The following is a 23,052-nucleotide window of genomic DNA, read 5'->3' on the forward strand; positions in this document are numbered from 1 at the left end:
CCGATCGATGGGAGTCGAACTGTGAAACTCAGAACGCGCAGTTGCTTTGAGCGGATCGGTGTCGGGCTTGCGAATGCCCGCGGTTTCCGAGAAATCGAGGGGGCCATGTATCCATCGTTGTTCTCCGCGGGTACGTAACGTATGTTCCGGCTGTATGCCGTCGATGGTCAGGGAGAAGTCGTGTCCGAACTTGTGGCTCCCCAGCTCGTCGTCAACAGCCGGATGATCTACTTTGGCTGGGTGCCGGCCGATCCCGAGGCCGTCGCGGCCCTGGTGCCCGATGGTCTGGAGCCCATGGCCAACCGCCAGGTCTTCATGAATCAGTACGTCGTCGACCGGCCTGAGCAGACTTCGGGCTTCGGCGCGTACTCGCTCACCTACATCGGGCCGGACCTGGAGGACGCCTACGCCCCCGACGGTGTGACCCCCGGCCGGTGGTGGACGCACTACTTCAACTCCAGCGTGGTGGTGCGCGAGTACGCGGCCGCCCGAGGTGTGCCCGCCACCGCGGGCCGTACCACGATCGAGGTCAGCGGCGGGGAACTGGTCGCGACGACCGAGTCGGACGGTGTGCCGGTGATCCGCACGACCGCGCGGGTCGGTGACACCGGTACGGCGGTCAACCGTGGCCAGTTGCGCTACATCACGGAGGTCGGCGGACAGAGGCTCAGCGGGATCTATCCGTTCGTGGCGGAACCGGTCGACCCGTTCGAGATCGTGTCACTGGAGTTTCTGGAGCCGAGCCACCCCGTCTACGCTCTCCGCCCCGCCGAGCCGCTGCAGATCGTGTGGGGTTTCTACTCGCCCCGCTCGTCGTTCGCCTATCCCGGTGGGGAGTCGGCAATGGTCTGACGCCTGTCACCGGGTGAAAGGCGGATCGGTGGACGCCGCCTCGGGCGGCAGGGGGAGTGCTCCTCGCGCACGGACCTTCGGTCTCACGTCGCCGTCCTGTCGAGAAAGCCGACGACGCGGGCGTTGAGGTCGGAGGCCTGGTGCCATGGCATCGCGTGGTGGGAGAGGTCCGGCAGCACCGCGGTCTCCGCGTTCGGCAGGAGGCGTGTGGCGGCGGCCGCGATGCGGTGAGGGGGATGGGCCTTGCCGCGCCCGGCGAGGAGCACAAGGGTCGGCGTGGTGAGTGTGCGCAGTAGTCCGGGTTCGGGCCGCTTCCCGGTCACGATCTTCGTGTCCGGGAACTCCGCGGCCAGGCCGTACAGCCGCGGCCAGGCGGGGTCGGTTTCCGCGCCGTCGGTCTCCCACGCCAGGAAGGCCCGCGCCCGCGAGGCCGTCGGCCGGATGAGGGACGGCAGCGCGCGTGCCAGGTATCCCACCCGGAATCCTCCGAAGCACTGCGTCGGATCGAGGAGAACGAGCCGCCGGACCCGCTGGGGCGCGTGGAGGCCGTAGGTCAGGGCGACCCACCCGCCGTAGGAGTGCCCGCACACGGCGGCGCTTCCGACCCCGAGCCCGTCGAGCACCCCGTCCAGCCAGCCGAGCAGGTCGGGGACGCTGCGAGGAGGCCGCTCGCCCCGGGCGCTCCGTCCCGGCTCGCCGATGCGGTCCACGGCGTACACCCGGTGCCGGCGTGCGAACTCGGCGACGTTGGCGAACCACATCGCCGCGGTGGTGCCACCGCCGTGCAACAGGATCAGCGGCGGGCCGTCCGCGGGCCCGCACGCGTTCACCCGCGTCGTTCCGTATGCCGACGGCAGGTCGATCGGCTCGACCTGGACCGGCCAACGCTCCAGGACCGCGTCATAGGCGGCGAGGAAGGCCGCGTTCGCGCCGTGGCCGTCATCGGACATGCCTCACCTCAACAGGTAACTCGCCAAGCAAGAGTCTCGCTGAGCGAGATATTGCCATAATATGGCAGCGGCGACGAACGGAGGAAGGTGGCGGACGACGTGAACGAGCAGGACGCCGGGATGCGAGTGGTGCACCTGCTGCGCGCCATCACCATGGAGCTCGACCGGGTCGGGGAGAGATTCGCCGCCCGGCACGCCCTCCACCCGACCGATGTGCGTGCGCTCATCTGTCTCCTGGATGCCGCTCGCACGGGTGCGCCCGCCACCCCGGGGGTGCTGGGGGCGCATCTCGGCCTCAACTCCGCGGGTACCACGGCGGTGATCGACCGTCTGGAAAGACTCGGTCACGTGCGCCGGGAACGCGACACCCGAGACCGTCGGCGTGTGCTGTTGAAAGTGGATGAGAGCGCGGTCGCGCTCGGCTGGAGCTTTTTCGGCCCGCTCATCAACGAGGTGGTCGCCGTCATGAGCCGGTTCGACGCCGCCGACCAGGCGACCGTCGAGCGCTTTCTCAGCGGCGTGCACGAGGCTGTCACCGGCCGGGAGTAGCACCTGCGGCATCCCTTCGGGGGCACTTCGAAGTAGCCGACGGCGTCAAGCCGGGCGGCCCACGCCGGGAGCCCGCCGGGGGCAGGACGACCTACGGGTGGTCTCACGGCTGTTCGGGGCACTTCGTCGAGTGGGCGCCTAGGGTGGCGTCGTGACGGAGACAGCGGCCACGGGCTACGACTGTCTGTCGTTCTGCCTGGTTCCGGAGAGCGGGCTGCGGACATTCCTGCTGGACTGTTTCGGGATCGCCGAGTCTGAGTTGTTCGTGAGCCATGACGACCGGATCGCCGAGCGGTCGCGGGACATCCCGCAGGACGTGGTGTTCTCCGTGTTCTGCAGGTACCGGCAGGTCTTCGGCCACTTCGCGATGGGCTTTGACGTCGGCGTCGAGGGCCGGCCGACCGAGCGGGTCGGCCGCCGGGAGTTCGCCGAGCGATTCGCCGCCCACTTCGATACGTACGTGCTGTACGGCGACACCGAACCACCGGGACTGTGGACGGTGATCCTCGCGGACGGCACCCGCCTTCGCGTCGCGATGGACGAGGAAGACGACCGGTATGTGCTCCACGCGGCCACGGCGCCGGTGCCGGGCCTGCCAGAGGTCCGCGTGGACGAGGGCCTGTGGCGGCTCCGATGAGCCTTCGCCGGTCGGCGCTCGGATCCGCCGTACCGGCCCGGTCGAACAGAATCACCGGAGCGTCGAAGAAGTGACCGGACGCGGAGACCCCTTGGGTGGTCAAGGGGTCCTCCACGGGCGGGACATCGGCCCGGCCGGGCGTCGTGCGCCTGGCGGATCCGGTGGTGCCTCAAACCGTGACGACGACCTTTCCCGGGGCGTGTCCCTCCTCCAGATATCCGATGGCCGCCGGGATCTCCTCGAACGGGTATTGCCGGTCGATAACCGGGGTGATCTTTTCGTCCTCGATGAGCTCGGTCAGCGTCATCAGGTTCTGCTTGTTCTCCGTGCATCGGGTCGCGTCCGTGAGGGCCATCCTCTGGGACACGAACGGCGACATCGCGAGCACCGAGAACACGTGACCGAGGGGTTGCAGCCATCGACCGGCCTGCCCACCGACGACGACGTGGGTTCCCCGCGGGGGCAGCACCCGCCGGCACGCCCATGCCGAGCGGCTTCCCGCGATGTCCAGCAGGAGGTCGTGGTGCCCTCCACTCCGGGTGAAGTCCTCCTTGGTGTAGTCGATGACCTCTTTCGCGCCGATCGACCGGACCAGGTCGACGTTACGCGTGCTGCAGACGCCGGTGACCTCCGCGCCGAACGCTCGCGCGATCTGCACGGCGAACGTGCCCACTCCTCCCGACGCCCCGTTGACGAGGACCTTCTGCCCCGGCTGGATTCGTCCGTCGTCGCGCAGGCCCAGCAGGGCGGTGTTGGCCGCCATCGGTACCGCCGCCGCCTGCTCGAACGACAGGTTCTTCGGCTTCGGCGCCAGCTCGGATTCCCGGACGCACACGTACTCGGCGAAGCCGCCCTGTTCGAGCACCGCGAACACCTCGTCGCCAGGGCGGAACCCCGTCACGTCCTTGCCGACCGCCTCGACCTGCCCGGCCATGTCGGCGCCCAGGATTTTGAGCTTCGGGCTGCGCGCTCCGAGGCCGCCCATCAGACGCGCGATGTACGGCTCGCCTCTCATGTTGTGCCAGTCGTACGGGTTGACGGAGGTGGCCCGCACCCGGACCAGCACCTCGTCGTCGCGGGGGACGGGCTTGTCGACGTCGGTGAGGTCCAGGACGTCAGGTGAGCCGTATGCCCGCAGAACGAACGCCTTCATGGTTTCTCCTCTCGTTGAGGAGCAATGTAGAAGTCCTGCGGGAAGGGCTCATCGGCCGAAAGTACGCCTGTTTGGGGGAAGATCGGCTGGTTCGAATCGGGCCGTTCTGGCGATGAGCCGCGTCGCCTCGATCGTCATGATCGGGGCATGACCGACGAGCGCACGACGAGACATCTCCCGCTCCCGGGGACGCCGCGAAGCGGCCGCCCGGCAGACGGCCGGAACGGCGCGGGGACCTCCCCCGCAACCTCCGCCACGAGGGCGGGGTGGCTCCTGCCCACCGCGCTGATCCTGCTCAGCGCCGTTCCCATGGCCGCGGGCGCCGTGCGCCTCGACGAGTTGGCGGGTGGTGCGGCGATCACGCCGGAGAACGCGCGGTTCTTCGCGGCCCCCGTGCCCGTGGTGGCGCATATCGTGTGCGTCAGCCTGTACAGCGTTCTGGGGGCCTTCCAGTTCGCCCCGGGTTTCCGCCGGCGGAGGCCCGGCTGGCACCGCGCCGCCGGGCGGCTGCTGAGCCCGTGCGGACTCGTCGCAGCGGCCACCGGCCTGTGGATGACCCTGTTCTATCCCCGCCCCGCCGGCGACGGCGATCTCCTCGCCGGCTTCCGGCTCGTGTTCGGTACGGCCATGATCATGGCCATTCTCCTCGGCCTCGCCGCGATCCGACGGCGGGACATCGCCCGGCACCGCGAATGGATGATCCGCGGTTACGCGATCGGGCAGGGGGCGGGCACGCAGGCGCTGACCCATCTGCCGTGGTTCCTGATCGCCGGCACCCCCGGAGAGCTTCCCAGGGCCCTGCTGGTGGGCGCCGGGTGGGTGATCAACCTCGCGGTGGCCGAGTGGTTCATCCGTAGGCGGCCGCTCAGTTCGCCCCGCACTTTCGCGAGCGGTTTCGCGGGCCGGTGACGGGGGACTCCGTGGAGACGGCAGGCGGGCCCCGATCCGCCACCGTCGCCGGTCACGGCGCGGGAGCCCTGGATCTCGCCGATCAGTTCCTGATCCGGTTGGTCTCGTAGGCCCACATGGCGATCTCGACGCGGTTGCGGGCGCCCAGCTTGGCCAGCAGGCTGGCGATGTGGGACTTCACCGTGCTGAGGGAGATGTGCAGCTCGTCGGCGATCTCGCTGTTGGTCCGTCCACGTGCCACGGTGGCCAGGATCTGTTCCTCCCGGGCCGTGAGCGCCTCGATGGGGCGCACCGGCGGCGTGGCGGGCACGGTGCGGGCGAAGGTTCCCAGCAGTCGTGCGGTGACGCTCGGGGCGATGAGCGCGTCGCCGTTCGCGGCGGCGTGGACGGCCTGGGAGAGCAGGTCGGCTCCGGCGTTCTTGAGCAGAAAACCCCGGGCACCGGCTCGCAGCGCGGCGTAGACGTACTCGTCGAGGTCGAAAGTGGTGATGACGACGACGGCGAGGGGGTCCTTGATGCCCGGCCCGGCGAGGGAGCGGGTGGCTTCGATGCCGTCGAGGCCGGGCATGCGGATGTCGAACAGGCACACGTCAGGGCGTAGGCGCCGCGCGAGCTGGACGGCCCGCCACCCGTCGGCGGCTTCGCCGACGACCTCGATGTCCGGCTGGGCGTCGAGGATCATGGTGAGCCCGGTGCGGACGATCTCCTGGTCGTCGGCGACGAGCACCCGGATGCTCATGTCACCGCTCCGGTTCGGGGCAGTACGGCGGTCACGGTCCAGCCTCGATCCGGGGCGGGGCCGGCTTCGCAGGTGCCGCCCAGCAGGTCGGCGCGTTCGATCATGCCGATGAGCCCGTATCCCGGTGACCCGGCCGAACGTACCAGGCCGCCGTCGCCGTCGTCACTCACCCGCAGGCGCACCGATGTGTCGTCGGCGGCGACGCGAACCTCGATGCGGGTGGCGTGACGGGCGTGCCGTCGAGCGTTGGTGACCGACTCCTGGGCGATGCGGTAGATCGCAGCCTCGATCGACAGGGGAAGCTCACCGATGTCGTCGGAGATCTCCACCTCGACGGACGGGCCGGAGCGGCCCGGGCTCGCGAGCTGTCCGAGGTCGGTGATGCGACGGACGGGAGCCGACTCCGCGGGCTGGTCCCGGCGCAGCAGGCGGACCATGGCGCGCATCTCGTCGAGGGCCTGTGCCGCCTCGGCCTCGATCACGTGGAGCGCCTCGGTCGCGGAGTTCGGCCGCGACGCCGAGGTGGCGATGCCCGCCTGTGCCCGGATCGCCATCGCCGAGATGTGATGGGCGACGGTGTCGTGCAGGTCGCGGGCCAGCCGTTCGCGTTCGAGCAGCTTGATCTGGTCGAGCTCGCGCATTCTCGCCCCGGCACGGTAGCGGAGCGCCCCGCCCAGGGCGATGGCCGAGAACGTGACGGCGAACGCGCCGCCCGCGTCGCCGAGGGTGAGGCGGCCGGAGAGCAGCGAGAGGGAGACCACGACCATCGTGATCGCCAAACCGATCGCGGCCTCGCGTCCCGAACCCCACCGGAACAACGAGTACAGCAAGACCAGCACGTACACCATCGTGTACGCGTCCAGGGGGTCGCCGTTCGTCAGCAGCGGGGCCAGGCTCGTGACGGCGAAGGCGATCACGACCATCAGCAGCGGGTTGGTCCGGCGCCACAACAGCGTGGGCGTCAGCCCGACGGTGACGGTCACCGAGACGGCCCGCCACGGAAGATCGGGCCGCAGGACTCCTTCGAGCACCGCGGCCGCCATGAGTACTCCCACGAGTGCCCAGTCCCGCCAAGCCCGCGGCGGCGGGTTGGGAGGTCGGGGCTCGTCCCATACGGAGCGAAGAAGGGCGAGCACATGAACATGGTACGGAAGTCCACGCTGCTCGGGGCGGCTCAAAGTACGGGAGGTGCATTTCACCGTCGCGCGGCCCCGGCAGGTGGGAGCGCGTGTGGCGGCGCGGCCGTACCGCGCGCCGTACAGTGGTGCTAAAAGATCTTGAAAAAGATCTGAGCGGGCTGTCGAATCGGGGCGGTCCCGTTCGAAGCGTGGTCAGAGGGCCGAGAGGAACACCCGAGAGCCGGCCCGTGACTCGTGAGGAGAACGGCCATGACCCAGCAGACGATGAGGGCCGCGCACCCGGTGACCTGCGACCCGCGTACCGGTGTCACCAGGTCGCTGCTGGGCTACGGGATCATCGCCGGGCCGCTGTACGTCGGGGTGTCCCTGACCCAGGCGCTGACCCGGGAGGGGTTCGACCTCTCCCGCCACGCATGGAGCCTGCTGGCCAACGGCGGCCTCGGCTGGATCCAGATCACCGACTTCGTCGTCACCGGGCTGATGGTCATCGCCTGCGCGGTCGGCCTGGGCCGGGCCCTGGCCGGTGGGCGCGGCGCGACCTGGGCTCCCCGGCTCGTCGGAACGTACGGGGTGAGCCTGATCGGCGCGGGAATCTTCCGGGCGGATCCGGCGATGGGCTTCCCGGTGGGGACGCCGGAGGGGCCCGGGGAGGTGAGCCTGTCCGGGATGCTCCACTTCGCCTGCGGCGCAGTAGGTTTCCTGTGTGTGATCGTGACCTGTTTCGTCATCGGCCGCAGGTTCGCCGCCGCGGGCCGTACCGGGTGGGCGCTTTACTCCCGGCTCACCGGCGGGTTGTTCCTCGCGGCCTTCGCCGCCATCGCGACCGGTGCGGGTGCCCCGTGGGCCAACCTGGTCTTCGTCTCCGGGGTCGTGATCATCTGGGCCTGGCTCTCGGCCCTGTCCCTGCACCTGTACCGGCACGCCGCCCCCCGGCACGCCTGAGCACACCCGGCCTCCGCACCACACCGTCAAGAAAACAAGATCGAAGGAGACGTCCGATGCGATACATGATCATTCTCAAGGTCACCAGCCAGCCCGCCACCCCGCCGCCGGCGGAGTTGATGGAGGCCATCGCCAAGCTCGGCGGGGAGGCCACCGCGGCCGGGGCGTTGCTCGACACCGCCGGGCTTGCCCCGAGCGCGCAGGGCGCGCGGGTCGCGATCACCGGGGACAGGCTGAGCGTCACCGACGGCCCGTTCGCCGAGGCGAAGGAGCTGATCAGCTACGCGCTCTACCAGGTCCGCTCGAAGGAGGAGGCCGTCGAGTGGACCTCCCGCTTCTTGAAGATCCACCGGGATCACTGGGCGGGGTGGGAGGGTGAGGCCGACGTGCTGCGCGTCTTCGGTCCCGAGGACTTCGCCGCCCCCGCCTGATCTCACCACCGTGCGCGAACCCCCGGCCGGAAACCCCGGCCGGGGGTTCGCGCGTCCGGGCACGTACTCACGGGCCGGACGCGTACACCGGGAGTCGTTCGCGGGGTCGCCGGTACCGGCGGCGGGCGAGGTCAGGCGTCCCCCGGAAAGGAGCGCACGGCCGTGACCTCCACTCGGGGTCGTGGGGTCCGGCTGATACCGTCTCCCAGGATCGGAGAGGCGGACGATGAGTTTTGGTGAGTTGACCGTGCCCAGCGGACTGGAGCAGGTCATCGGTCCGGAGGAGCTCTTCTTCTCCACGACGGACCGGCGCGGGTTGATCCGCAGCGGGAACTCCGTCTTTGTCCGGACCTCGCGGTTCTCCCTGGACGAACTCACCGGAGCGTCGCACAGCATCGTACGCCACCCCGACATGCCGGCCGGGATCTTCCAGCTGCTGTGGGACCGCATGCTCGCCGGGCGTCCGGCGGGGGCCTACGTGCGGAACCTGGCCAAGGACGGCAGTCACTACTGGGTTTTCGCCACCATGACGCCCTCGGCAGAGGGTTTCCTGTCGGTTCGGATGGCACCGCGGGCCGGACTGTTCGAGGAGGTCAAGCGCATATACAAGGATGTCGCCGACGTCGAACTCGAAGCGGCCGAGCACGACCGGATGAACCGGCGTGACGTGGCGCTGGCCGGCAGGGAGCAGATCGAGCGGCTGCTGGGAGAGCTCGGGTTCGGCTCGCACGACGACTTCCTCACCGAGGCGCTGACCGCCGAGGTGGCGGCGCGCGGCCGGTTGGCCTCCGCGACCTATGCCCGGCCCCGGGCACAGGGACCGATCGCGGAGGTGCTGGCCGGGGTCGGAACGCTGGAGACGCTACTGACCGGCCTGGTGGAGCGGCTGGAGGGTTACCGGGTGTTCAGCGACCGGCTCATCCGGTCGTCCAACCAGGTGCTCGACGTCGCCCGCCGGCTCGACGAGGTGGTCGCCAGAGCCCAGGTCGCCTCCGAGACGGTCGCCGACACCGTACCGGTGCTGAGCAACGTCGCCCGGGTGATGGTCACACCGACGGGCACCGCGATGGTCACCCTGGAGCGGCTGGTGCCCAGGCTCGCCGCGCTGCGCTCGTGCGTCACGGACCTGCGCTTCCGGATCGTGCTGGCGAGCCTGCACAACGACATGGTCGCCGCGTTCGCCGCCGAGGTCGCGGACGGTCTCGCGCCGCCCACCTCGCTGAGCGAGGTGCCCCAGCTCTGCGACGCCGTGCAGGAGAGCGTGCTGGAGATGTCGGCCAGGGCACAGCAGGTGAACCGGACACTGCGCGAGATCGTCGCCGAGATCGCCGAGGCGGGCGAGCGGCTCACGGAGTTTCGCTGGTTCCTTGGGAAGTGGCGGATGCTCGTCCTGCGTCACCGGGTCGAGAACGCACTCGGTGACCTGGTGCGGCCGATCGACGACGAGTTCACCGCGATCTGGGACGGCCTGGACATGCTGCACGCGCTGGGCAGGGAGTTCGAGTCCTCGGCCGTGCCGTTCGATGTCCGGGCGCTGGAGGCGCAGGTGGCCCGGATCAGGGTCGCGGCCACCGAGTACCGCGACGCGTGCTGAGCCGGGTCCGGGCTGATCCTCGGGAAGTAGGACGCATGGGCCACAATCGGTCTCGTGCAGTTCGGAATCCTGGGGCCGTTGGAGGTGCGGACGGAGGAGGGGGAACCCGTCTCCGTCGGCGGCCCCCGGTCGCGTGCGCTGCTGGTGCTGCTCCTGCTCGACGTGGGCCGGCCGGTCAGCGTGGACCGGTTGATAGACGGGCAGTACGGTGACGATCCTCCGGCCGGTGCGGCCAACGCGATCCAGGCCCAGGTGTCCCGGCTCCGCCGCGGTCTGCCGCCCGGTCTGATCACCTTTCACCGGGCCGGATACCGGCTCGCGGTCGACCCCGAGGACATCGACGCGTACCGGTTCGAGCGGCTCGCGCGTGAGGGGCACAGGCTGCTGACAGCGGGCCGGCATGAGCATGCCGCGAAGGTGCTCAAAGCAGGACTGGCACTGTGGCGAGGGCCCGCACCGGCCGGCATGCCGCAGGCGGCCCGGCTGGAAGAGCTACGGCTGGCGGCGCGGGAGGAGCTGGTCGAGGCCGAGCTGGCGCTCCCGGAGGGCACCTCGATAGCCGAGTTGCGGCAGCTGGCGGCCGAGAACCCGTTGCGCGAGCGGCTGTGGGGCCAGCTCATGCGGGCGCTGCACGCCTCCGGGCAGCAGGCCGCGGCGCTGGCCGTCTTCGACGAGGTCAGGCGGCTGCTGGCGGACGAACTCGGCGCCGACCCGTCGCCGGAACTGGCGGCGCTTCACCTGGCGATCCTGCGCGGCGCGGAGCGGCCCGGGCAGACGGTACGGCACCGGCTGCCCGCGCAGCTCACCGGTTTCGTGGGCCGCGAGGCCGAACTGGACCGGATCGACTCGCTGCGGGACTCCCGCCTGATCACCCTGACCGGTACCGGCGGTACCGGCAAGACGAGGCTGGCCATCGAGGCGGTCCGCCGCCGGACGCGGGACGTGTGCTTCGTCGACCTGTCCCCGCTCGACGACGGAGATCAGATCCCCCTGGTGGTGCTCGGCGCGCTCGGTCTGCGCGAGGCGGGTCTGCGGCCGCCGATGCCGGGCCGGTTCGACCCCGCGGGCAGGCTCGTGGCGGCCTTGGCAGACCAGGAGCTCCTGCTCGTCCTGGACAACTGCGAGCACGTGATCGCCCCGGCCGCGGCGCTCGTCCGGCGGCTGCTCGACGCCTGCCCGGGGCTGGCCGTGCTGGCCACCAGCCGCGAGCCGCTCGGGCTCACCGGCGAGGTGCTCGTCCCGCTCTCGCCGCTGGCCGTACCGCCCCCCGGCACGGACCTGGACGACGCACTCGGCTATCCCTCGGTGCGGCTGTTCATGGAGCGAGCCGCCGCGGTACGTCCCGGCTCCGCCATGAGAGCCGAGGTCTCCGAGATCTGCGGCATGCTGGACGGGCTGCCGCTGGCCATCGAGCTGGCGGCGGCGAGGCTGAGGTCGTTCACCATCGAGGAGATCGTCGCGCGCCTGAAGGAGTACGGCCGGTTCACGCTGCTGTCACGCGGTGATCGCACCGCGGCGGCACGGCATCGGACACTGCACGCGGTGGTGGACTGGAGCTGGAGCCTGCTCAGCCCCGAGGAGCAGGCGCTGGCCGCGCGGTTCTCGGTGTTCTCCGGCGGCTCGTCCCTGGAGGCCGTCGAACGGGTCTGCGGATCCGGCGAGGTGCTGGCCGACCTGGTGGACAAGTCACTCATCGAGGCAGACGACGGCCGTTACCGGATGCTCGACACGATCCGCCTGTTCTGTGCGGAGCGGCTGGTCGAGGCGGGGGAGCGGGAGCGGGTGCGTGCCGAGCACGCCGCCTACTTCCTGGAGCTGGCACAGCGCGCCGACCCGTGGTTGCGCCGGGCCGAGCAGCTCGAATGGCTGGCCCTGCTCTCCGCCGAGCAGAGCAACCTGCGGGCCGCGCTGGGCCGTGCCGTATCGGATGATCCTGAGACGGCGCTGCGGCTGATCGCGGCCCTGGCGGCGTACCAGTGGCTGAGCGGGCGGCGGGAGCAGGCGGTCTCGCCGGCGCTCCGGCTGCTCGAACGGTTCGGCACCGAGCCGCCCGAAGGGCTGGAGGAGGAGTACGTCCTGTGCGTGTTGCAGGCCGTACCACATGTCCTGCCGGCGCAGTGGGCGCGGGCCGAGGAGGTCATACGGTCGCTGGACCGGGAGCTGCGCCACCCCTTCACGTCCGTGCTGTGGGGCATGGTCGCGGGGCCACCGGCTCCCGGATCCGGCCTGATGCGGGAGCGGCTGCTCGGCTCCGACCCGTGGAACCGAGCCGTGGCCATGCTCGGGGCGTCCCTGGTGCACCTGCTTGACGGCCACGTGGCCGAGGCCGAGAGAGAGCTGGAGTCGACGCTGGCGAGCTTCCGTTCCGTGGGCGAGCGCTGGGGGATGGCGCAGGGGCTCGACTGGCTGGGAGTGATCGCCGGCTGGCGGGGGGACTGGGCGCGGGCCAGGCGGCTGTGGGGGGAGGCCCTGGACCTGCACGAACAGCTCGGCGCTGTGGACGAGATGGTGGACGTGCTCTGCCGGAGGGCCGACGGGCTGCTGCGCGAGGGCGATGTGCTCGCGGCTCGCGCCGACCTGCGGCGCGCCACCGAGCTGGCGCGCCGGACGAGCGCGTCGCACCGATCGTCGCCGATCGAGCTGGGCCGGGGCGAACTCGCCCGGCGGTGCCACGATCACACACGGGCGCGCGAGCACTACGCGGCGGCGCTGGACGCCGCCGGCGCGGGCGGCTACGCCACCGAGAGCATCGCGCCGCTGGTGCTCACCGCGCTGGGACGGCTGGCCGAGGCGGAGGGCGACCGCGCGGAGGCCCGACGCCGGCACGGCGAGGCGCTCGCGCTGGCGCGCACGTCACCGGCGGTGACGACGGATCTCGCCCAGGTCACCGAGGGGTACGCGGGGCTTGCCCTGTTCGAAGGCGCGGCGGAGCGGGCCGCGTTCCTGCTCGGGGTGGGGGTGGCGTTGCGCGGTGCGGCCGTCACCGGCGACCCTGACGTCGCGCGGGTCGCCGCGGGCGCCACCGAGCTCATCGGCGCGGAGGCCTTCGCCGCGGAGTTCGCCAGGGGCGCCGCGCTGAGCCGGGACGATGCGCTGACGGCCATCTCCTGACCGTCAGCCGGCTGTCACCGGTCTGTCAGCGCTCCCGGCGAGGCTCGGAGGCATGAGAAACAGCAACGTCCTGATCTCCGGTGCCGGTATCGGCGGTCCCGCTCTCGCCTACTGGCTCAACCGCTACGGCCACACCGTGACCGTGGTCGAGAAGGCCCCCGCCCTGCGCCTTGGAGGCCAGGCGGTCGACTTCAAGGGCGAGACCCACCTGTCGGTGCTGGAGCGGATGGGCATCCTGGAAGACGTACGGCGGTCGCAGACCGGCGGGACCGACCAGGAGATCGTTGACGCGAACGGCCGCAGGCTGGCGGTGATGCCCGGCGAGTTCAGCGGTGGCGAACTGGAGATCCCGCGCGGGGAGTTGTCCCGGCTGCTGTACGACAGGACGCTCGCCGCCGGGTGCCGGTACGTCTTCGGCGACTCCGTCACCTCGCTCACCGAGACCGAGAGCGGTGTCCACGTCACGTTCGAGCACGGCGCTTCGCGGACCTTCGACCTGGTGGTGGGCGCGGACGGCATCCACTCGGGCGTTCGCCGGCTGGCCTTCGGCCCCGAGTCCGACCATGTTCGCTTCCTGGGCCACTACTACGCCCTGGCCGACCTGCCGCGGCGCTTCGGGAAGACCGCGAAAATGTACAACGAGCCCGGCAGGATGGTCGCCGTCGGGGGACCCGGAGCCGATGTCTTCTTCGCCTTCGCCTCGCCGCGGCTGGACTACGACCGCTACGACGCGGAGGCGATGAAGCGGATCGTGATCGACGCCTACGCCGGGATGGGCTGGCAGACCCCCGCGATCCTCGACGCGGTACGGCAGGCGGACGGCTTCTACCTCGACTCGATCAGCCAGGTCCGGATGGAGCGCTACGCCAAGGGCCGCGTCGTGCTGCTCGGTGACGCCGCCTACGGCAACACGCTGGGCGGTTTCGGCACCGGCCTGGCCATGGTCGGTGCGTACGTGCTGGCCGGAGAGCTCGCGGCGGCGGACGGGGACCATCGGGTCGCCTTCCGGCGCTATGAGGAGGGGTTCCGCGGCTACGCCAGAATCGCCAGGAACGGCAACGCCGGCCCCTTCCTCGCCCCCGGCACCCCGGGCCGGATCCGGATGCGCAACTGGATTTTTCGCTACGGATTCCTGCTGAAGCCGATGCTGTGGCTGACCGACAGGTTCGCGACCAACATAACCCTCAAGGACTACCCGTCGACGGTGCGCCGCTGATCCGGCGCGGGTCAGGTAGGTCGAGCGGCGCGTACATCGCGCTCCGCCTGTCGAAGAGTCCCACCGTGACGAAGTAGACGTTGGTGATCACCATGAGCGTGATCGACGTGCCGGCGTACAGCGCGGTGCCGAGTGCGGGGACGGCGTCGACCGGCAACGTGTAGGCCATGACCACGCGCGCCGCGGAGTCGAGGAGGGTGCCGGCGCCCCACAGGACGGTCGTGACCCGCCAGGCCCTGCGGAAGCGGGGGAGCCGTTCCCACAGTACGTCCCACGACTCGCCGGTGCCGCGGACCGGGAACCTGTGCTCCAGCAGCGGCCGGCTGAACAGGAAGGTGAGTGGCGTCCCGACCCGCAGGCCGGCCAGGAACCAGAGCCCGACGGCGGCCGTCAGCCACCCTTCCCTGGCGAGCAGGAACCGCTCGCTGCCGCTGATCAGCGACGCCCCGACACCCAGCAGCATCATGGCCGTCAGGAAAACGGAGAGCCCGTCGACCCTGCGTTCCCTGACCAGCAGGTAGGTGCCCATGGCCGCGGGCACCACGGCCGTGACGAGCAGGGACAGGTAGACGCTCACCCCGGCCGCGCGCAGCAGGTAGTACAGGACGGCCGGTACGAGCAGGTCGACCAGCAGGCGCAGCAGCGTGCGCCGCCCGCTCGGAGCGCTCACGACCCGCTCCTGGTCGCCAGGTCGAACAGCGTCACCAGCTCCTCGGCGCAGGCGGCGAGGTCGAGATCGGGTCTGGCCTCCAGCAGGAACGGCAGGCCGTCCAGGGCGCGCTGCACGGTCGCCGCCATGACGAAGGTGTCGAAGTCACGGAACTCGCCGCCGCGCTGCCCGTCGCGCAGGATGCGCTGGAGGTGGCCGAGGACCTCGTTCTCGTCGTAGGAACGGCTCGCTCCACCCTCGTCGCGGAAGTTGAGGAAGATCTCCATCATCGCCCGCATCCGTGCGCGGTTGTCCGCGATGTAGGCGACCAGCGCGGTGATGTAGGTGCGCAGCGCGTCACGGGCACAGGTCACGCCGGCCATCCGCCCGGCCATGAATTGCCCGATGTGGTGGTAGAAATCGGCGACGGCCGCGCTCATCAGCTCGTCCTTGCCGGCGAAGTGGTACGAGATCAGGCGGGTGCTGCTCAGGCCCGCCCGTTCGGCGATCCGGGCGAAGGACGTCTGGCCGTAGCCGAGCTCGGCGATCGTTTCGATGGTCGCCGCGATGATCTGGGCGCGCCTGGCCGCGCCGGTGAAGGAGCGTTCGGCGGGTGTTCCCTCGCCCTGGCTTACTTGCATGAGTAAAAAATACGTCACACGAGTAATTCAGGCAAGCGTGCCGGGCCCGGTAAGGCCTGCTGTCCCGTCCGATCCGTGTGCGTCCGCGCCGTGTCCGGAGCCCTCGGGAGACAGGGGTGGGAGGTGTCGTGGGTGCGGGCGAGATGGTTGGATCGGGAGACATGATGGTCGGTGAGTCTCATCGGGTGGTCGAGGCGGTCTGGCGGATCGAGTCCACACGGGTGATCGCGGGGCTTGCCCGGATGGTGCGCGATGTCGGCCTGGCCGAGGAACTCGCGCAGGACGCACTGGTCCTCGCGCTTGAGCAGTGGCCGAAATCCGGTGTACCGGATAATCCCGGAGCCTGGCTCATGCTGACCGCCAAGCACCGGGCGATCGACCTGCTCCGCCGCAGGACCCGCTACGAGCACAAGCTCGAAGAGGTCGGCCGGGACGTGGAGATCCGTCAGGAGGCGGCCGAGGCCGAGTTGGACGACGCCCTCGACGACCACATCGGTGACGACGTGCTGCGCCTGCTCTTCACCGCCTGCCATCCGGTGCTGTCCACCGAGGGGCGTCTGGCGCTCACCCTGCGCCTGCTCGGCGGCCTCACCACCGAGGAGATCGCGCGGGCCTTCCTGGTGCCGGAACCGACGGTCGGGCAGCGGATCTTCCGGGCCAAGCGCACCCTCGCCGAGAAGCGGGTGCGCATCGAGATGCCGGCCCCGGCCGAGCTGGGCGAGCGCCTCGCATCGGTGCTGGAGGTCGTCTATCTCATCTTCAACGAGGGCTACTCGGCGACCGCCGGTGACGACTGGATGCGTCCCTCACTCTGCGAGGAGGCGCTGCGCCTGGGCCGGATCCTGGCGGGTCTGATGCCGCGGGAGGCCGAGGCGCACGGCCTTGTCGCCCTGATGGAGATCCAGGCGTCGCGCCTCCGGGCCAGGACGGGGCCGGACGGCGAGCCGGTCCTGCTTCCCGACCAGGACCGGAGGCTGTGGGACCGGCTGCTGATCCGCCGGGGGCTGGAGGCGCTCGAACGTGCCGAGGCGCTCGGCACGCTCGGTCCCTACGGCCTGCAGGCCGCGATCGCCGCCTGCCACGCCCGCGCGCGGTCCACCGACGACACCGACTGGGAACGGATGGCCGCCCTCTACCGGGTGCTCGCCCACCTCACCCCCTCACCCGTGGTGGAGTTGAACCGCGCGGTCGCGGTGAGCAGGGCGTACGGCCCGGCGCGGGGCCTGGAGATCGTGGACGGGCTGGCGGCGGAGCGCGCGCTGAGGGGCTATCCGCAACTGCCCGCCGTACGGGGTGATCTGCTCGCGAGACTGGGCCGCCTCGACGAGGCGCGCGAGGAGTTCGAAAGGGCCGCCGAACTCACCCGCAACGAGCGCGAGCGGACCCTCTTCCTGACCCGGGCGGCCGCCACCCGCGGGTGAGCGAACAATGTCAGGGGCGGTCCGGGACCTCGAACCTGCTCCTGCCCTCCCGCTTCAGCCAGGCGGCGAAGTCCATGAGGTCGGGATGCAGCGCGCGCAGGGCGGGGATGTCGGCCCGCCAGCCGCCGAAGGACTCGGCCCGGGTCACGTCGTCGACGTTCACGCCGGTTTCCCTGAGCCTCTCGGGGGAGACGGGCTCGGTGGAGAGCGGGCGCCCGACGGCCTCCTCGATGGCGGTGACCAGCTGCTGCCGGGTCAGCTCGTCACCGGCGAGCTCGATGGCCTTGCCCAGGTAGCCGCCGGGGTCGGCGAAGGCGAGTCCGGCGAAGGCCCCGATGTCGGTCACGGCGATGAGCTGGATCGTGGAGTGCGGCGGAATGATCCTGATCAGCGGGGTCTCGCCGAACACCCCGAACGGTCCCGAGGTGTGGTTCTCCATGAACATCACCGGACGCAGGATCGTGTACGGCAGGCCGAGCGTGCGGATGTGCTGCTCGATCTCCCATTTGGTGTCCCAGTGGCTGATGCCGGTGTCCCGGTCCACGCCGCCGACCGAGGTGTAGACGAGGTGTTCGACCCCGGCCGCGAGTGCCGCCTCGGCCACGTTCACCCCGCACCGCACCTCGTCGTCGAAGTGCGGAGGCGCGGCCGTCGGTTGGACGCTGAAGACGCCGTGGACGCCCTCGGCCGCCGCGTCCAGCGATGCCCGGTCGCGCATGTCGCCCTTGACGAGCTCGGCACCCGCCCCGGCGAGTGCCTGCGCGGCCTCGGCCGACGGGTCCCTGACCAGGGCCCTGACCTGCCAGCCGTCGGCCAGCAGTCGTCTCGCCGTGGCACCGCCTTGCTTGCCGGTGGCTCCGGTGACCAGGACGACCTTCTCTGAATGGGGCATGTCTCTCCCATGGCTAGAATGTGGAGCACTGCTCCGATATTAAGCGGAGCAGTGCTCCTTTTGTCAATGCCTGGAGAGCACATCGCATGGCCGAGGTGATGCGCGCCGACGCGCGCCGCAATTACGAGCAGTTGCTGGCCGTAGCCAGGGAGGCCTTCGCCGAGCACGGGACCGACGCCTCACTCCGGGACGTCGCCCGCCGGGCGGGCGTCGGCATCGGCACCCTCTACCGGCACTTCCCCACTCGGGAGGCCCTGCTCGAAGCCCTCATGAGCAGTGGCTTCGACGCCCTCCAGAGCAGGGCGGAAGAGTTGCTGGCCGCGTCCTCGCCCCGTGACGCGCTGCTCGTCTGGCTGCGCGAGCTGGCCGTCGGCTCGACCACCTACCAGGGTCTTCCGGCATCGGTCATGGCCGCGCTGCGGGAGGAGGGTTCCGAACTGCACGCCTCCTGTCACGCGATGCGCGCCTCCGGGGGCCGGCTTCTCGCGCGGGCCCAGGAGTCCGGTGCGGTCCGCGCCGACCTCGTCATCGGCGAACTCCTCGCCCTGGTGGCGGGCATCGCCTGGGCGAGCGAGCAGTCGACCGGCCACGACCTGATCGAGCGTCTGCTCTCCCTGTCCGCCACAGGCTTCGCCGCGGACCGGTCGCCGGGCTCCGCTCCGGCCTGACCGGGGGCGTCCGTGCGCGGACGATCGAGTCTTCGGGGCAGGGAGGGGCCTACCTGGGGGCGTCCCAGGTGTTCGACGGGCTCTGGCCGGTCGGCACGGTCGGGCTGAACCGTACGGGCAGGGCCTCCAGGCTGCGAACCCACAGCGAAGGGCGCCACCGTAGCGCGTCCGGTTTCACGGTGAGATAGACGTCGGGCAACCGGTCGAGGAGGACCTCCACGGCCGTCTTGGCGATGATCCCGCCGAGCTCGGGCGCGGGGAAGGGACAACCGTACTCGCCGTGGCCGAAGGACAGATGCGCCCGGTTGGCGCCGGAGCCGGCATGGGCGGCCGGTTGCACCTGCGGATCGGCGTTGGCCGCGGCGACACCGAGCACCAGCATGTCGCCCCGGCGGATGCGCCGCCCGGCCAGCTCGCAGTCCTGCACGGCCCAGCGGGAGGGCATGTTCGGCGCGGGCGGGTCCTTCCACAGCACATCGTTCAGTGCCTCGCCGACGCTGCTGCGGCCGCCCTGCAGGCTCATCGAGAAGTGGTCGTCCACCAGCATCAGCCGCAGGGTGCTGCCGATCCAGTTGGAGCAGTTGTCATGGGAGGAGATCAACACCATGATCAGATCCAGGACGATCTCCTCGTCGGTGAGCCGCGCGGAGTGTGCCAGCATGTGCGAGGTGAGGTCGTGGCCCGGCAGGGCGCGCTTGTCGGCGATGAGCCGGCTCACCTTGTCCAGAATCCGGGGAAGCGCCGTGGGGGCCTCCTCGCTCCCGCTCAGCACGTGGTTGACGTCCTCGACCAGCTCCGGCAGGTCGGTCTCCGCCAGCCCGAACAGCCGGGTGATGACCTGAGCCGGAATCCGGTCGGCGTACTGGGAGATCAGGTCGGTCTGGCCGTCCCCGGAGAACTCGTCGATCGCGCGGTCGGCGACCTGCTCGCAGATCAGGGCCAGCTCGGTGCGGTCGACGCTGTCCAGCGCGTCGCTGATGGGGCCGATCCGCCGCTGGTGCTCGGCCCCCTCGGCGTACATCACGGACGGCTGCCATGTCACGTACGGGCGCGTCGGCCAGTCAGGGGGGAGGTGGTCCTGCAGGTTCCAGCGCCTGGGGTCGCGGCTGAACAACTGCGGCTGGCTGGTGACATGGTGCAGCTCGCGATAACCGATCACGTACCAGACGGGCATGCCGTCGAGGAGAACGGGGACGACGGGGCCGTGCTTGCGGCGCATCTCCTGGAACAGCGCGGTCGGGTCGTCGCCGATCAGTGACGCGTGCAGCCGTACGGCATCGGCGTGGTCGGGGTATCCCTCCAGCGGCTCCCGTCCCCGCTCGGGATGCTGCGATGTGGGCGAGGCGGCCGACGGGTCTGTGGAGTCGGGCAGGGGAGGGGAGTTCGTCACGGCATGCTCTCTCGGGCGGGCGACTGGTCGTAGGTGCGGGTGAGGTGCTCGATGAGCGTGATCAGCACGTGCTTGGACGAGGACCGCTCCCGCGCGTCGCAGTCGATGAGCGGGACCTCGGGCGACAGCGCCAGCGCCTCGCGTACCGAATCCAGGGTGGGCCCGTCGGTGAAGCGGTTGACCGCGACGACGAACGGGGTCCGGTGGTGCTCCAGCCGGTCGATGGAGTACCAGGAATCCTCCAGGCGGCGGGCGTCCACCAGCACGACCGCGCCCAGGCTGCCGGCGAACAACTGGTCCCACACGAACCAGAACCGCTGCTGACCGGGCGCGCCGAACAGGTAGAGCACCTTGCTCTCGTTCAGCGTGATCCGGCCGAAGTCGAAGGCCACCGTGGTGGTCGACTTGGTCCGTACCTGGCTGGCGTCGTCGATGCCCACGCTCGCCTGGGTCATGACCTCCTCGGTGCTCAGCGGGCGGATCTCGCTCACCGAGCCGACCATGGTCGTCTTTCCCGCCCCGAATCCGCCGACGATCACGATTTTCAGGGCGTCCGCGGCGGTCGTGCGCAACGGCGTCCTCTGGTCAGAGGTTGTGGAGTGCAACGAGCACCTGCCTCAGGATTTCGGGATCCGGTCGTTCGGCCTGTGCGGCGATCGACGGATGACGGACGGTGATACGACCGGTGTCCAGCAGGTCGCGCAGCAGGATCTTCACCACGCTGACCGGCAGCCGCAGCTCCGCCGAGATCTCCACCACCGCCGTCGGCCGCTGGGCCATCCGCAGGATCCTGATGTGCTCGGACTGCATACCGGGGGTGGGGGCGCACTCGCTGACGATGAGGGAGACGGAGTCGAAGGATTTCTCGTCGGCGCTGGTGCGCCCCCCGGTGACCGTGTAGAGCCGGTCCGGGTCTTCTCGGTCGATGGCTCGCCGTGTCATCCGCGGTCGTCGCTGTTCTCCGTTTGCCGCGGTGCCGCGGTGAGGTAAACCCCGATCTGCTCCACCAGTTCGTTCATGTTGTGCGCGATGAGCCCCACCTCGCCGTCCTCCTCGGCCACCACGGCCAGGTGGGCGCCGTCCCCGGCCGGCACGATGAGCAGTAGTCCGCCGGCGAACTCCACCATCGCCTGCCCCGCTCCGATGCCGTCCCCGAACTCGGCGGAGGCGCTCAGCGAGAGGCTCTGGATCCCGGCGGCCAGGGCGGAGAGCTGGTCGGCCCCGTCCCGGCCGAGGCCGGCGGTGAAGCACATCTTCAGGCCGTCCCTGGTCAGCACCAGCACATGCCTGACCCCGGGGGTCTTCTCCTTGAGGTTCTCCAGTAGCCAGTCGAAGTCACGATCGGTGGTGTGCGAAGCGTCGGTTGTGCTCATAAACGACGGGGTGCCCCTTCGGCGCGGACGCGGGAGGGACGGCCCCTGCCTCCTCATCTGTGAATCCAAAGATGTCCGGTGGTCGGCGGACGCGTGTCAGGAGTCGCCCGGGGCCGGGGAGGGGGAACGCCCACGGCCGCCGGCCTGGCGGAACGCGGCGAACCTCGCCGCCGAGTCACGCCCCTCGCGCGCGGGCTTGGCCGGCGATGTCTGCCGCGCCCTGGTCGCCTCGGCCAGCGTCTGCCCCCGGCGCCGCCTGGGCAGCAGATCCTCGGACTCGTCGGCCGGCCCCTCCTGCGCGGGTACGGCCGGTGTCGGTACGGCGGCCTGCAAGGGGCGGCGGACCGACGACTCGACGACGGGCGGCACGGTGGCCGACAGGGGCTGCGTGATCAGCAGGCGCGGGATCAGCATCACGACCCCCATGCCGCCACGGGCGGACGGCCGGAAGCTGACCGCCAGGCCGTACTTGTCGACCAGGCGTCCCACGACCGCCAGGCCCAGCCGGGTACCGGACAGCGTCCGCAGGTCGAGCGGCTCGGATACGAGCCTGGTGGCGTGCTGCCGCTCGCGCGGGCGCATCCCCAGACCGCTGTCCTCGACCGTGATCACGACGCCGGCGTCCTCCTCGTCCACGTATACGTGGACCTCGGTGCCGTGCGCCGAGAACGTGGCGGCGTTGTCCATCACCTCGGCCAGCGCGTGCATCACGCCCTCGGCCGCGTACCCCGCGACGGCGACGGTGCTGCTGGAGTGCAGCCGGATGCGCCGGTAGGCGCCGATGCGGCCCATCGCGCCGCGCAGGACGCTCTCCATGACGATCGGCCGGGTCCATCGCCGCCCGGAACGGCCGCCGCTCAGCAGTGCGACGTTGTCCGCCAGCCGGCTCATCTGGGAGATGCGGTGGTCCAGGTCCAGCAGGTCGGCGAAGATCTCCTCGTGCTCGCCGTACTGCTCCTCCAGCTCGCGCAGCCGGGCGAGCAGGCTGGTGGCCTGTGCCTGCACCCGGGCCGCGGCCCCGGCGCACGCCGCCATCACGGCGGTGCCCCTGCGCTCGCTCTCGGAGAGCTGCCGCGCCGTCTCGCTCAGCAGGTCGCGCAGTGGGCCGTGTTCCGGCTGGTCTGTCTCGGCCAGTGCGGCGCTCACCGACATCCGGTTCGTCTGGATCCGCCGGACCAGATCCGGCAGCGTGTCGTCGGTCAGCCGGGAGATCTCGCCCTCGGTCGCCTCACGGTACGCCCGGGCGGTGGCGAGCTCGCGTTCGATCAGCTCAAGCTCGTGCCCGGCCGCGTCGAGCAGCCGGCGCAGCGGGCCGTCCGAGGGCTGCGGCAGCTGGGAGAGCGCGTCGGCGGCCGAGACGCCGCCGCGCACCCGGTGTCCCAGCGAGGGCAGCGACTCCTCGGCCATTCGCAGCACTTCCCGCTCCAGCCAGGTGAACCGCGCGCCGGCCCACTCGGCCTGCTCACGCAGCCGGCGACCGGTGCCGGCGTAGTGGACGATGGCCGCGGCGGCGCCGGACAGCAGTACGGCCGAGATCCCGCCGACGAGCGCCATCAGCTCTCTGGCCTCGTAGGGGGCGGCGGACACCGCCCACAACCACAGGCAGGCCATAATGATCATGGTGCCGAGAGAGGCGATGACCGCCAGTTCCCTCGGTGAAAGCCTGCTCCGGGTTCGGTGCGGTACATCTACTGACATCGGCGTCCTTGGGGGGTGGCGGCAAGGCGTGACAAGGCCGCGTTGAACTTGCTGTTCCCCCTGCGATATCGGTCAACCGGGTGGTGCCGCTTCACGGC

The 23,052-nt window shown here is 70.6% G+C and carries 23 protein-coding genes; 11 read left to right on the forward strand and 12 right to left on the reverse strand.

Annotation, left to right across the window (positions count from 1 at the left end; translation table 11 throughout):
- The first annotated feature begins 180 nt into the window (after positions 1 to 180).
- On the forward strand, positions 181 to 852 hold the full coding sequence (locus AB0K21_RS15935; protein WP_343982405.1) for a hypothetical protein: 672 nt from the start codon (positions 181 to 183) through the stop codon (positions 850 to 852).
- A gap of 83 nt (positions 853 to 935) precedes the next feature.
- Here the strand turns inward: AB0K21_RS15935 and AB0K21_RS15940 are convergent, their stop codons facing one another.
- On the reverse strand, positions 936 to 1,802 hold the full coding sequence (locus tag AB0K21_RS15940) for an alpha/beta fold hydrolase (protein WP_364150491.1): 867 nt from the start codon (positions 1,800 to 1,802) through the stop codon (positions 936 to 938).
- An 87-nt stretch (positions 1,803 to 1,889) separates the two neighbouring features.
- Here AB0K21_RS15940 and AB0K21_RS15945 point away from each other — a divergent pair, with 87 nt between their 5' ends.
- Together AB0K21_RS15945 and AB0K21_RS15950 are read left to right on the forward strand one after the other, a co-directional pair.
- Positions 1,890 to 2,351, forward strand: coding sequence for a MarR family transcriptional regulator (locus AB0K21_RS15945; protein WP_343982399.1), 462 nt, complete (start codon positions 1,890 to 1,892; stop codon positions 2,349 to 2,351).
- Positions 2,352 to 2,502: 151 nt separating this feature from the next.
- On the forward strand, positions 2,503 to 2,988 hold the full coding sequence (locus tag AB0K21_RS15950; protein WP_364150495.1) for a hypothetical protein: 486 nt from the start codon (positions 2,503 to 2,505) through the stop codon (positions 2,986 to 2,988).
- A gap of 169 nt (positions 2,989 to 3,157) precedes the next feature.
- Here AB0K21_RS15950 and AB0K21_RS15955 read toward each other — a convergent pair whose 3' ends face one another.
- Positions 3,158 to 4,141: an NAD(P)-dependent alcohol dehydrogenase gene (locus AB0K21_RS15955; RefSeq protein ID WP_364150498.1), complete on the reverse strand. Its 984-nt coding sequence runs from the start codon at positions 4,139 to 4,141 to the stop codon at positions 3,158 to 3,160.
- Between the two features lie 147 nt (positions 4,142 to 4,288).
- Between AB0K21_RS15955 and AB0K21_RS15960 the strand changes: the two genes are divergently transcribed.
- Positions 4,289 to 5,050 carry a DUF2306 domain-containing protein gene (locus AB0K21_RS15960; RefSeq protein WP_364150501.1) on the forward strand — a complete coding sequence of 254 codons (762 nt, stop codon included), beginning with the start codon at positions 4,289 to 4,291 and terminating at the stop codon, positions 5,048 to 5,050.
- An 82-nt stretch (positions 5,051 to 5,132) separates the two neighbouring features.
- Here AB0K21_RS15960 and AB0K21_RS15965 read toward each other — a convergent pair whose 3' ends face one another.
- Positions 5,133 to 5,789 (reverse strand): response regulator transcription factor, encoded by a 657-nt coding sequence (locus tag AB0K21_RS15965; protein ID WP_343982388.1) that lies wholly within the window; start codon positions 5,787 to 5,789, stop codon positions 5,133 to 5,135.
- Positions 5,786 to 6,832, reverse strand: coding sequence for a histidine kinase (locus AB0K21_RS15970; protein WP_343982385.1), 1,047 nt, complete (start codon positions 6,830 to 6,832; stop codon positions 5,786 to 5,788). Before AB0K21_RS15970 ends, AB0K21_RS15965 begins: the two co-directional genes overlap by 4 nt.
- A 345-nt stretch (positions 6,833 to 7,177) precedes the next feature.
- Between AB0K21_RS15970 and AB0K21_RS15975 the strand changes: the two genes are divergently transcribed.
- The 5 genes from AB0K21_RS15975 (at position 7,178) to AB0K21_RS15995 (ending at position 14,222) form a co-directional block, all read left to right on the forward strand.
- A complete protein-coding gene (locus AB0K21_RS15975; RefSeq protein WP_364150504.1) occupies positions 7,178 to 7,870 on the forward strand; it encodes a DUF998 domain-containing protein in 693 nt (230 codons plus the stop codon).
- 56 nt (positions 7,871 to 7,926) lie between these two features.
- A complete protein-coding gene (locus AB0K21_RS15980) occupies positions 7,927 to 8,301 on the forward strand; it encodes a YciI family protein (RefSeq protein ID WP_364150475.1) in 375 nt (124 codons plus the stop codon).
- Positions 8,302 to 8,527: 226 nt separating this feature from the next.
- The gene (locus tag AB0K21_RS15985) at positions 8,528 to 9,895 is read left to right on the forward strand and encodes a PAS domain-containing protein (protein WP_364150507.1); all 1,368 of its coding nucleotides are present in this window, start codon (positions 8,528 to 8,530) and stop codon (positions 9,893 to 9,895) included.
- A gap of 54 nt (positions 9,896 to 9,949) precedes the next feature.
- Positions 9,950 to 13,006 carry a BTAD domain-containing putative transcriptional regulator gene (locus AB0K21_RS15990; protein ID WP_364150510.1) on the forward strand — a complete coding sequence of 1,019 codons (3,057 nt, stop codon included), beginning with the start codon at positions 9,950 to 9,952 and terminating at the stop codon, positions 13,004 to 13,006.
- A 52-nt stretch (positions 13,007 to 13,058) separates the two neighbouring features.
- On the forward strand, positions 13,059 to 14,222 hold the full coding sequence (locus tag AB0K21_RS15995; protein ID WP_364150513.1) for an FAD-dependent monooxygenase: 1,164 nt from the start codon (positions 13,059 to 13,061) through the stop codon (positions 14,220 to 14,222).
- Here the strand turns inward: AB0K21_RS15995 and AB0K21_RS16000 are convergent.
- On the reverse strand, positions 14,191 to 14,892 hold the full coding sequence (locus AB0K21_RS16000; protein WP_343978683.1) for a VC0807 family protein: 702 nt from the start codon (positions 14,890 to 14,892) through the stop codon (positions 14,191 to 14,193). The genes AB0K21_RS15995 and AB0K21_RS16000 overlap by 32 nt on opposite strands.
- Complete coding sequence (locus AB0K21_RS16005; RefSeq protein WP_343978680.1) at positions 14,889 to 15,512, reverse strand: TetR/AcrR family transcriptional regulator; 624 nt, start codon at positions 15,510 to 15,512, stop codon at positions 14,889 to 14,891. Before AB0K21_RS16005 ends, AB0K21_RS16000 begins: the two co-directional genes overlap by 4 nt.
- Before the next feature lie 161 nt (positions 15,513 to 15,673).
- On the opposite strand from AB0K21_RS16005, the gene AB0K21_RS16010 reads away from it, so the two are divergent.
- Positions 15,674 to 16,933, forward strand: coding sequence for an RNA polymerase sigma factor (locus tag AB0K21_RS16010; RefSeq protein ID WP_364150832.1), 1,260 nt, complete (start codon positions 15,674 to 15,676; stop codon positions 16,931 to 16,933).
- A gap of 10 nt (positions 16,934 to 16,943) precedes the next feature.
- On the opposite strand, the gene AB0K21_RS16015 is transcribed toward AB0K21_RS16010, so the two are convergent.
- Positions 16,944 to 17,825, reverse strand: coding sequence for an NmrA/HSCARG family protein (locus tag AB0K21_RS16015; RefSeq protein WP_364150517.1), 882 nt, complete (start codon positions 17,823 to 17,825; stop codon positions 16,944 to 16,946).
- Positions 17,826 to 17,911: 86 nt separating this feature from the next.
- Here AB0K21_RS16015 and AB0K21_RS16020 point away from each other — a divergent pair, with 86 nt between their 5' ends.
- Positions 17,912 to 18,493, forward strand: coding sequence for a helix-turn-helix domain-containing protein (locus AB0K21_RS16020; protein ID WP_343978674.1), 582 nt, complete (start codon positions 17,912 to 17,914; stop codon positions 18,491 to 18,493).
- A gap of 49 nt (positions 18,494 to 18,542) precedes the next feature.
- Here the strand turns inward: AB0K21_RS16020 and AB0K21_RS16025 are convergent, their stop codons facing one another.
- From AB0K21_RS16025 to AB0K21_RS16045, 5 genes are all read right to left on the reverse strand, one after another.
- Positions 18,543 to 19,883, reverse strand: a complete 1,341-nt coding sequence (locus AB0K21_RS16025) for a cytochrome P450 (RefSeq protein WP_343978671.1) — start codon at positions 19,881 to 19,883, stop codon at positions 18,543 to 18,545.
- Positions 19,880 to 20,455: an ATP/GTP-binding protein gene (locus AB0K21_RS16030; protein WP_343978668.1), complete on the reverse strand. Its 576-nt coding sequence runs from the start codon at positions 20,453 to 20,455 to the stop codon at positions 19,880 to 19,882. The genes AB0K21_RS16025 and AB0K21_RS16030 overlap by 4 nt, the downstream gene beginning before the upstream one ends.
- 13 nt (positions 20,456 to 20,468) lie before the next feature.
- Positions 20,469 to 20,825: a DUF742 domain-containing protein gene (locus AB0K21_RS16035; protein ID WP_364150522.1), complete on the reverse strand. Its 357-nt coding sequence runs from the start codon at positions 20,823 to 20,825 to the stop codon at positions 20,469 to 20,471.
- Positions 20,822 to 21,256, reverse strand: a complete 435-nt coding sequence (locus AB0K21_RS16040; protein WP_343978662.1) for a roadblock/LC7 domain-containing protein — start codon at positions 21,254 to 21,256, stop codon at positions 20,822 to 20,824. Before AB0K21_RS16040 ends, AB0K21_RS16035 begins: the two co-directional genes overlap by 4 nt.
- 96 nt (positions 21,257 to 21,352) lie before the next feature.
- Positions 21,353 to 22,954: an ATP-binding protein gene (locus tag AB0K21_RS16045; protein WP_364150525.1), complete on the reverse strand. Its 1,602-nt coding sequence runs from the start codon at positions 22,952 to 22,954 to the stop codon at positions 21,353 to 21,355.
- Between the last annotated feature and the right edge of the window lie 98 nt (positions 22,955 to 23,052).

Source organism: Streptosporangium sp. NPDC049248 (assembly GCF_040678965.1).
GTDB classification, from domain to species: Bacteria; Actinomycetota; Actinomycetes; order Streptosporangiales; family Streptosporangiaceae; genus Streptosporangium; species Streptosporangium fukuiense.

Coding starts and splice junctions, on each gene's coding strand:
- AB0K21_RS16010 (WP_364150832.1), top strand. CDS start 15,674: ATGATGGTCGGTGAGTCTCATCGGGTGGTCGAGGCGGTCTGGCGGATC.
- AB0K21_RS15965 (WP_343982388.1), bottom strand. CDS start 5,789: ATGAGCATCCGGGTGCTCGTCGCCGACGACCAGGAGATCGTCCGCACC.
- AB0K21_RS15980 (WP_364150475.1), top strand. CDS start 7,927: ATGCGATACATGATCATTCTCAAGGTCACCAGCCAGCCCGCCACCCCG.
- AB0K21_RS16020 (WP_343978674.1), top strand. CDS start 17,912: ATGGCCGAGGTGATGCGCGCCGACGCGCGCCGCAATTACGAGCAGTTG.
- AB0K21_RS16045 (WP_364150525.1), bottom strand. CDS start 22,954: ATGTCAGTAGATGTACCGCACCGAACCCGGAGCAGGCTTTCACCGAGG.
- AB0K21_RS16015 (WP_364150517.1), bottom strand. CDS start 17,825: ATGCCCCATTCAGAGAAGGTCGTCCTGGTCACCGGAGCCACCGGCAAG.
- AB0K21_RS16035 (WP_364150522.1), bottom strand. CDS start 20,825: ATGACACGGCGAGCCATCGACCGAGAAGACCCGGACCGGCTCTACACG.
- AB0K21_RS15975 (WP_364150504.1), top strand. CDS start 7,178: ATGACCCAGCAGACGATGAGGGCCGCGCACCCGGTGACCTGCGACCCG.
- AB0K21_RS15940 (WP_364150491.1), bottom strand. CDS start 1,802: ATGTCCGATGACGGCCACGGCGCGAACGCGGCCTTCCTCGCCGCCTAT.
- AB0K21_RS15955 (WP_364150498.1), bottom strand. CDS start 4,141: ATGAAGGCGTTCGTTCTGCGGGCATACGGCTCACCTGACGTCCTGGAC.
- AB0K21_RS15970 (WP_343982385.1), bottom strand. CDS start 6,832: ATGGCGGCCGCGGTGCTCGAAGGAGTCCTGCGGCCCGATCTTCCGTGG.
- AB0K21_RS15985 (WP_364150507.1), top strand. CDS start 8,528: ATGAGTTTTGGTGAGTTGACCGTGCCCAGCGGACTGGAGCAGGTCATC.
- AB0K21_RS16005 (WP_343978680.1), bottom strand. CDS start 15,512: ATGCAAGTAAGCCAGGGCGAGGGAACACCCGCCGAACGCTCCTTCACC.
- AB0K21_RS16040 (WP_343978662.1), bottom strand. CDS start 21,256: ATGAGCACAACCGACGCTTCGCACACCACCGATCGTGACTTCGACTGG.
- AB0K21_RS15960 (WP_364150501.1), top strand. CDS start 4,289: ATGACCGACGAGCGCACGACGAGACATCTCCCGCTCCCGGGGACGCCG.
- AB0K21_RS15995 (WP_364150513.1), top strand. CDS start 13,059: ATGAGAAACAGCAACGTCCTGATCTCCGGTGCCGGTATCGGCGGTCCC.